Source organism: uncultured Nevskia sp. (assembly GCF_903885465.1).
Lineage (GTDB): Bacteria > Pseudomonadota > Gammaproteobacteria > Nevskiales > Nevskiaceae > Nevskia.
Genome location: NZ_CAISIQ010000398.1, coordinates 1 through 8,251 on the forward strand (window position 1 = coordinate 1; position 8,251 = coordinate 8,251).

The 8,251-nt window shown below is 65.3% G+C and carries 5 protein-coding genes; 4 read left to right on the forward strand and 1 reads right to left on the reverse strand.

Annotation, left to right across the window (positions count from 1 at the left end; all coding sequences use genetic code 11):
• From QZY06_RS15535 to QZY06_RS15550, 4 genes are all read left to right on the forward strand, one after another.
• On the forward strand, window positions 1–1,550 hold a 1,550-nt coding region (locus QZY06_RS15535; protein ID WP_295685974.1), incomplete at its 5' end, for an efflux RND transporter permease subunit.
• Between the two features lie 156 nt (window positions 1,551–1,706).
• Window positions 1,707–3,992 (forward strand): amidase family protein, encoded by a 2,286-nt coding sequence (locus QZY06_RS15540; RefSeq protein WP_295685975.1) that lies wholly within the window; start codon window positions 1,707–1,709, stop codon window positions 3,990–3,992.
• A gap of 39 nt (window positions 3,993–4,031) precedes the next feature.
• A complete protein-coding gene (locus QZY06_RS15545; protein WP_295685976.1) occupies window positions 4,032–4,895 on the forward strand; it encodes a hypothetical protein in 864 nt (287 codons plus the stop codon).
• A gap of 310 nt (window positions 4,896–5,205) precedes the next feature.
• Window positions 5,206–7,506 carry an amidase family protein gene (locus QZY06_RS15550; protein ID WP_295685977.1) on the forward strand — a complete coding sequence of 767 codons (2,301 nt, stop codon included), beginning with the start codon at window positions 5,206–5,208 and terminating at the stop codon, window positions 7,504–7,506.
• 63 nt (window positions 7,507–7,569) lie between these two features.
• Here the strand turns inward: QZY06_RS15550 and QZY06_RS15555 are convergent.
• Window positions 7,570–8,251: NAD(P)-dependent alcohol dehydrogenase (locus QZY06_RS15555; protein WP_295685978.1), on the reverse strand; the 682-nt coding region annotated here is incomplete at its 5' end.

Below are 8,251 nucleotides of genomic sequence, written 5' to 3' on the forward strand. Positions count from 1 at the left end.
TCCGCTGGAGTGCGCTGCTGGTGCTGGCGATTTCGGCCGGGCTGATCTGGGTGCTGATGGGTCTGCTGCCGCGCGAGCTGGCGCCGATGGAAGATCGCGGCCGGGTCTGGGTGCGCGCCACGGCGGCCGAAGGTGCCAGCTACGACTACATGCAGAACTTCATGGACGACGTCACGGCAGCGACGGCCGAACGCGTGCCTGAAGCGCATCTGATGATGACCCAGGTGCCGGGCTTCGGCGGCTCCAATGGCGTCTCCGGGCCAGTCAACAACGGCTTCGTGCGCCTGTTCCTGAAGGAGCGCGAGGATCGCAGCCGGACCCAGGGCGAGATCGCCGCGGACCTGCAGCAGATGGCCAAGCGCTTCAACGGCGCCCGCGTCAACATCACCCAGGAAGCGAGCATCGGCGACCGCCGTTCGGCGCAGGTCGGCGTCCAGTACGTGCTGCAGGCGCTGGAGATCGAACAGCTGGCCGAGGTGCTGCCGAAGTTTCTCGAAGAGGTGAAGGCCAGCCCGGTGTTCACCTTCGTCGACTCGGATCTGAAGTTCAACAAGCCGGAAGTGAAGGTCAGCATCGATCGTGCGAAGGCGCAGACCCTCGGCGTATCGGCGCAGGACATCGCCCAGACGCTGCAGGCCGCGCTCAGCGGCCAGCGCTTCGGCTACTTCATTCTCAACGGCAAGCAGTACGACGTGATCGGCCAGCTGACGCGTGATTTCCGCTCGCGGCCGGATGCGCTCGAAGGCCTGTCCGTGCATAACGCAAGCGGTGAGCTGGTGCGGCTCGACAACTTGGTGACGATGGTCGAAAGCAGTTCGCCGCCGGAGCTGTACCGCTTCAACCGGCTGGCAGCCGCGACCATCTCCGGCACGCTGGCACCGGGTCACACCATCGGTGAAGGCATCGCCGTGTTCGATGCCGCCGCCAAGAAGGTGCTCGACAGCCGCTACACGACGACCCTCACCGGTGCCGCGCGCGACTTCGTGCAGAGCTCGTCGTCGCTCGGCGTGGTCTTCCTGCTGGCGCTGGTGCTGATCTATCTGGTGCTGTCGGCGCAGTTCGAAAGCTTCAGCGATCCGCTGGTGATCCTGCTGACCGTGCCGCTGGCGCTGGCCGGTGCGCTCGGCGCGCTGTGGATGTTCAATCAAACCCTGAATGTGTTCTCGCAGATCGGCTTGATCATGCTGATCGGCCTGGTCACCAAGAACGGCATCCTGATCGTCGAGTTCGCCAATCAGCGCCGCGAGGCCGGAGCGGCGACGGCACTGATCGCTGTCCGCGAAGCGGCAGCAGCGCGTTTGCGGCCGATCCTGATGACCACCTTGGCGACTTTGCTCGGCATCCTGCCGATCGCGCTGGCGCTCGGCGCCGGCTCGGAAAGCCGCATGTCGATGGGCATCGCGGTGATCGGTGGCCTGCTGATCGGCAGCTTGCTGACCCTGTTCGTGATCCCGGCGATGTACGTGATGCTGAACGCGCTGGTGGGCGGCAAGCGTCATGCGCCGGCCAGCGGCACGGTGGAACTCGAGTCACCGCCGATTGCGCGGTAGGGGATCGGCCACCGCTCGCGTCGATATAGGCAGGGCTGTGCCGAAACCGCGCTGACAAGTTTCCTGCGCAGGCTTCGAGGCCGCCCTGGCGATTCCGTACCGGGACCCCGGGACATCGTCATTCCAGGGTCCAGCTTGTCTGCGGAGGGGATAGCGATGCTGCGTAAAGGACTACAGATATTCGTGATGTCGGTGCTGGCGCTCGGCGCCGGTGCTGCACTCGCGGCCGATAAAGCTTTCCACTTGCAGGAGACCTCGATCGAGGAAATCCACCAGGGCATCCGCTCCGGCGAAGTCAGCTGCAGGCAGATCGTCGAGGCCTATGTGGCACGCTCCAAGGCCTACAACGGCGTTTGCACGGCGCTGGTCACTGCCGACGGCGCCAAGGCACCGGGCGTGCTCGGCACCGTTCGCGCGGGCGCGCCGATCAAGTTCCCGACCAAGACCGTGGCCTTCAGCAGCCTGGTGCCGGACTTCAGCCAGTACAAGGGCCAGACGCCGGATTACGGGCGCATGGAAGCGACGATGTCCGATCGCTCGGTGTTCCAGCAGTACGGCATGGTCGCCGGCATTCCGAATGCGAAGCAGATCAACGGCCTGGACACCCTCAATCTCCGCGGCGAGCGTTCGGTGTCCTGCAAGGCCGAATGCGATAGCGCCACCGGTGCGCTGCCAGCCAGCTGCCCGAAGGCTTGCGACAGCTTCCGCAAGCAGCCGGACGCCATCGAGCGTGCCGCTGAACTGGACAAGCAGTACGGCAAGAATCCTGACCTGGCCGCGATGCCGATGTATTGCGTGCCGATGTCGTTCAAGGCGATCTACGACGCCAAGGATCTGCGCTCCACCGGCGGTGCCGACGCCAAGTACGCGATGGACGCCGCACCGAAGGATTCGACCCTGATCGCCCGCATGCGCAGCGCCGGCGCGATCATCTTCGCCCACGCGCTGAACGCCGAGTACAACGGCGGCAGCGGCGATCCGGGCGGTGCGAACAAGGTGCAGAAGCCGTCGATTGGCACCGGCGGCGCGCGCGAAAGCTGGGGCGGCACCACCTGCAATCCCTATGACACCGAGCGCGAAACCGGCGGCTCGTCCGGCGGTTCGGGCACTTCGGTCGCGGCCAATCTGGTGGTCTGCTCGATCTGCGAAACCACCGGAGGTTCCTGCCGCAATCCGGGCACTCACAACGGCGTCGTCAACTTCGTGCCGACCAAGGGCATGATCTCCTTCGGCGGCAGCATCGGCGCCAATCCCTATCAGGATCGTCCCGGCATCCACTGCAAGACGGTGGCCGATACCGCCACCGTGATGGACGCTTTCCGCGACAGCAAGACCGGCAGCTACTTCGATCCCCGCGATCCCTACACCTCGCTGCCGCGCGCGATCGCCACCAAGACCACCTACAAGAGCGCGCTGACTGCGGCCGGCACGACCAAGCCGCTGGCCGGCCTGCGCATCGGCGTGGTCCGCGAGCTGATGGTCAAGCACGCGCCCAGCGATGGCCCGATCATCGACGGCATCAACCGCGAGCTGCAGGTGCTGAAGGATCTCGGTGCCGAACTGGTCGAGACCGTCGATCCGCAGTACCCGGATGATCCGTCGATCCCGAATCTGAGCTTCGGCTTCCAGGAAGCGATGGCCGAAGTGCTGCCCTTCCACATGCCGGAAGTGCTGGCCTGGAAGAAGGACGGCAAGCCGGAATTCGAAGTGCCGGGCTGGGATATCAACAGCCGCAAGTATCTGGTTGCGGCCTCGAACCACAAGGCACCGTGGCCGGCCAAGCTGAACATTCGCCGCATCTTCGGCAACCCGCCGGGCGGTGACGACGTGGTGACCGGCTATACCTTCAGCTTCGACATGGCGAAGTACCTCAACGAGCGCGGCGACAGCACGATCTACGACTGGGACACGCTGAACACCAACGCCAAGTACTACAGCGACGCCAAGCTGGCGGCGGCGAAGAACTGGGGCGAGAAGGAAATCGACATCCGCACCTACGACACCACCTACACGATGAAGCGCCGCGACGCGATGCGCATGGTGATGATGAAGGTGATGGAGCAGAACAAGATCGACGTGTTCGTCAACCCGCCGCTGTCGACACCGCCGGCGAAGCTCGGTGGCGCGGCCGAACCGGATCGCGATCTGCGCCTGGGCTTCGGCTACGGCGCCCGTCTGGGCATTCCGGAAGTGTTCGTGCCGGCCGGCTTTCTCGACACGCTTTACGAACCCAGCTTCGTGCTCAGCAAGGACGGCAGCAAGTACGAAAGCGTGGCCGGCACCAAGCCGACCAAGCTGAGCAGCCCGCTGCCTTATGACATCGCCTTCTGGGCCGGCCCGGGCGAGGAAAGCCTGCTGCTGAAAGTCGCGTCCGCCTACGAGGCCGCGACGCATCACCGCAAGGCGCCGGCCGCGTTCGGGCCGCTGGCGGGAGAGCCCTGAGACCTTCGCTGATCGGCAAGGCACTCGGCGAGCGCCGCGATGACCAGATCGACGGTGACTTGCAGAAGTGCCTTGCGCGGCATGCTGGTCGCGGCAGTCGCGATGCTGCCGTTGCTTGCGGATGCCGCCGAATCACCAGCGGCAATTCCTGCCTACGTGGTGGCAGCGGTCGCCGATCCGAGCCGGCCTGATTCGGACCGCCAGCGCGATGCCGACCGCAAGCCGGCCGAGGTGATCGCCTTCGCTGGCATCAAGCCTGGCGACAAGCTGGCCGACTTGATGCCCGGCCGCGGCTACTACACGCGGATCTTCTGCAAGCTGGTCGGCGACGGTGGCCACGTCTACGCGATCGCCGTGCCGTTCAAGCGTTCAGGCCCGCTGCCGGCTGACAAGCCTGCGGAAGCCGTTGTCGGCGAGCCTTGCGGCAACGTCACCGCAACCAGCTTGCAGCCGCGCATGGTGCCGGCACCGGAGCTGTGGTCGTCGAGCGACGATCCCGGCGGCGTCTACGAGTACTGGGCGAAGAGCCCGGCAGCCGAGAACTTCACGGCGGCCGAACCGCTGGACGTGATCTGGACTTCCGAGAACTACCACGACCTGCACAACCCCGCGTTCGGCTCGCCGAATCTGCTGACGGTTGGCATAGCCTTGCTGAACGCGTTGAAGCCGGGCGGCATCCTGATCGTCGAAGACCACGCCGCCGAGCCCGGCTCCGGCGCGCGCGATACCGAAACCCTGCATCGCATCGATCCCGCCGAGGTCAAGCGGGAGCTGCTCGCGGCCGGTTTTGCCTTCGTTGCCGAAAGCCCCGTGCTGCGCCACGCGGACGATCCGCACATCGTCAAGGCGCATGCGATGCACGACCGCACCGATCGCTTCCTGCTCAAGTTCCGCAAACCCTGATCCCGGCTGCTGTGGTCAGGGTAGGGGGACGGCGTCGGCTTCCGTCGCATAGGGGTGTCGCCGGTGATCGCGCTATCTCGATGTGGCGTATCAACGGGTCCGCAACCCAGGTCGATGCTTCGGGAGAGATGCAATGTCAGTGCGCGCAACGGTCAAGGCATCTTGCCATCGACACGAGCCGCTGGCTGCATTCGTCCTGTTGGCCAGGAAATCTTAGAAGCACCCACGCCACAGCTCATCCATCGGCTGTGGCGCAAGGAACGCGCCTCAGTTTCAGATCAACGCAGTCCTAATCTGAAGAGGACACACCATGCTGGCGCGCAAACTTGTTCGTACCCTGGTCCTGTCCGTACTGGCGCTTGTCGCCGGTGCGGCCCAGGCCGCTGAGAAGGCCCCCGCAAACAGCTTCCACCTGCAGGAAACCTCGATTGCAGAGATTCATCGCGGCATCCAGGCTGGCGAGGTCAGCTGCAAGCAGGTGGTCGAGGCCTATGCCGCTCGTGCCAAGGCCTACAACGGCGTCTGCACGGCGCTGATCACTGCCGATGGCGCCAAGGTTCCGGCCGCGCCGGGCACGGTGCGCGGTGGCGCGGCACTGAAGTTTCCGACCGAGACGGTGGCGATCAACAAGCTGATTCCGGACTTCGGCAAGTACAGCGGCCTGAAGCCGGATTACGGCCGCATGGAGCCGACGCTGTCCGATCCTTCGGTGTTTCAGCAGTACGGCATGGTCGCCGGCATCGCCAATGCCGGGCAGGTCAACGGCCTGGAAACGATCAATCTCCGCGGCGAGCGTTCGGTGTCCTGCAAGGCCGAATGCGACAGCGCCACCGGCGCGCTGCCGGCCAGCTGCCCGAAGGCCTGCGATGCTTTCCGCAAGCAGCCGGATGCGCTGGAGCGTGCCGCCGAACTCGACAAGCAGTTCGGCAAGAATCCGGACTTGAAGGCGATGCCGCTGTACTGCGTGCCGATGTCGTTCAAGGCGATCTACGACGCCAAGGACATGCGCTCCACCGGCGGCGGCGACGTCAAGTACGCGACCGATTTCGCGCCGGTCGATTCAACGCTGACGGCGCGCATGCGCGCTTCCGGCGCGATCATCTACGCCCAGGCGCAGAACGCCGAGTACAACGGCGGCAGCGGCGATCCGGCCGGCGATGCCACTGTCACCCGGCCGACCCTGACCCAGGGCGGTTCGCGTGAAACTTGGGGCGGCACGGCCTGCAATCCCTACGACACCACGCGAGTAACCGGCGGTTCCAGCGCTGGCTCCGGTGTTTCGGTGGCGGCCAATCTGGTGGTCTGCTCGATCTGCGAAACCACCGGTGGTTCCTGCCGCAATCCGGGCACTCACAACGGCGCGGGCACCCTGGTGCCGACCAAGGGCATGATCTCCTTCGGCGGCGGCATCGGTGCCGATCCCTATCGCGATCGCCCCGGCATCATCTGCAAGACGGTCGAAGACGCGGCCATGCTGCTCGACGGCTTCCGCGACAAGAAGACCGGCAGCTACTTCGATTCGCGCGACATCTACACCGCACTGCCGCGGGTGATCGCCGCCGACAAGCCCTATGTCAGCGCCCTGGTCCCGGCCGGCACCGCCAAGCCGCTGGCCGGCATCCGCATCGGCGTGCTGCGCGAGCTGATGGTCAAGGACAAGCTCAGCGCCGCCGGCATCAGCGATGGCATCAACAAAGAGCTGAAGGTGCTGCAGTCACTGGGCGCCGAACTGGTGGAATCGGTCGATCCGAACTACCCGGACGATCCGTCGATCCCGAACATGAAGTTCAACTTCATCGATGCGATCGCCGAGATCGTGCCGATGCACCTGCCGGAAGTGCTGGCCTGGAAGAAGGACGGCAAGCCTGAATTCGAAGTGCCGGGCTACGACGTCACCAGCCGCGATTATCTGGTCAAGGCTTCAGTGCACAAGGCACCGTGGCCGGCGGCGCTGAACTTCGGCCGCATGATGGGCAATCCGCCGACCGGGCCGGATCTGGTCACCGGCTACACCTTCGCCTTCAATTTCGGCCAGTACCTGGCGCTGCGCGGTGACAGCAAGGTCTACGACTGGGCGACGCTCAACGCCAATGCCAAGTACTTCAACGACGTCCGCTACACGGCAATGAAGAACTGGGAAAACAAGCCGATCGACGCCCGCAGCTACGCCACCACCTGGACCATCAAGCGCCGCGATGCGATGCGCATGGCGATGATGAAGGTGATGGAGCAGAACGGCATCGATGTGTTCGTCAATCCGCCGCTGCTGACGCCGCCGACGGTGATTGGCGGTGCCGCCATGCAGGGCGGCGGCGGTGGCGCCGGCCATGGTTACGGCGCCTCGCTCGGCATTCCCGAGGTGTTCGTGCCGGCTGGCTTCCTCGATACCGTCTACGACCCGGTGTTCGCACTGAGCAAGGACGGCAAGAAGTACGAAGGCGTGGAAGGAACCAAGCCGACCAAGCTGAAGAGCCCGCTGCCGTACAACATCGCCTTCTGGGCTGGCCCTGGCGAGGAATCGCTGCTGGTGAAGGTCGGTTCCGCCTACGAGGCAGCCACTCATCACCGCAAGGCTCCAGCTGCCTTCGGCCCGCTGGCCGGAGAGCCCTGAGCCGCGGTTAGGCCTTCATGGTGATCTCCGTGATGACGCGACCGCGTCATCACGGAGCGTGGTTCAGGCTGCGCCGGACACGTCGACGCAGATCTTGCCGAAGTGCTGGCCACTGGCCTGATGGCGGAAGGCATCGCCCAGCGCCAGCAGCGGGAAACGGCTGTCGATCACCGGACGCAGGCCGTTGACTTCGATCGCGCGGATCAGATCCAGCTGATGGCGGCGGCTGCCGACGGTGAGGCCGATCAGCCGGCCCTGCTTGCGCATCAGTTCGGAAGTGGGGATCACGCCTTCGCGACCGGCAAGCACGCCGATCAGGGCGATGTGGCCGCCGGCGCGGATGGCGCGGATCGACTGCGGCAGAGTGCCCGCACCACCGATCTCGACGACGTGATCGACGCCGCCGCGAGCGCACAGCTTCGCCGCCGCTGCACCCCATTCCGGCACCGACTTGTAGTTGATCAGATGATCGGCGCCGAGCTTGCGCAGACGCTCCAGCTTCTCGTCCGATGACGAGGTGGCGATGACCGTGGCGCCGGCCAGCTTGGCCAGCTGCAGCGCAAAGATCGACACGCCGCCGCTGCCCTGAACCAGCACCGTGTCACCGGCCTTAAGGCCACCGTTGACCACCAGTGCCCGCCAGGCAGTGACGCCGGCGCAGCTCAGGGTTGCAGCTTCGTCGTAGCCGTAATTCGCCGGCATCTGGGTCAGTGCGTTTTCCGGCACCGTCACGAACTCGCAGGCA

Excerpts from the sequence above, each read along its gene's own strand:
- QZY06_RS15540 (WP_295685975.1), top strand. The coding sequence starts at position 1,707 with ATGCTGCGTAAAGGACTACAGATATTCGTGATGTCGGTGCTGGCGCTC.
- QZY06_RS15550 (WP_295685977.1), top strand. The coding sequence starts at position 5,206 with ATGCTGGCGCGCAAACTTGTTCGTACCCTGGTCCTGTCCGTACTGGCG.
- QZY06_RS15545 (WP_295685976.1), top strand. The coding sequence starts at position 4,032 with ATGACCAGATCGACGGTGACTTGCAGAAGTGCCTTGCGCGGCATGCTG.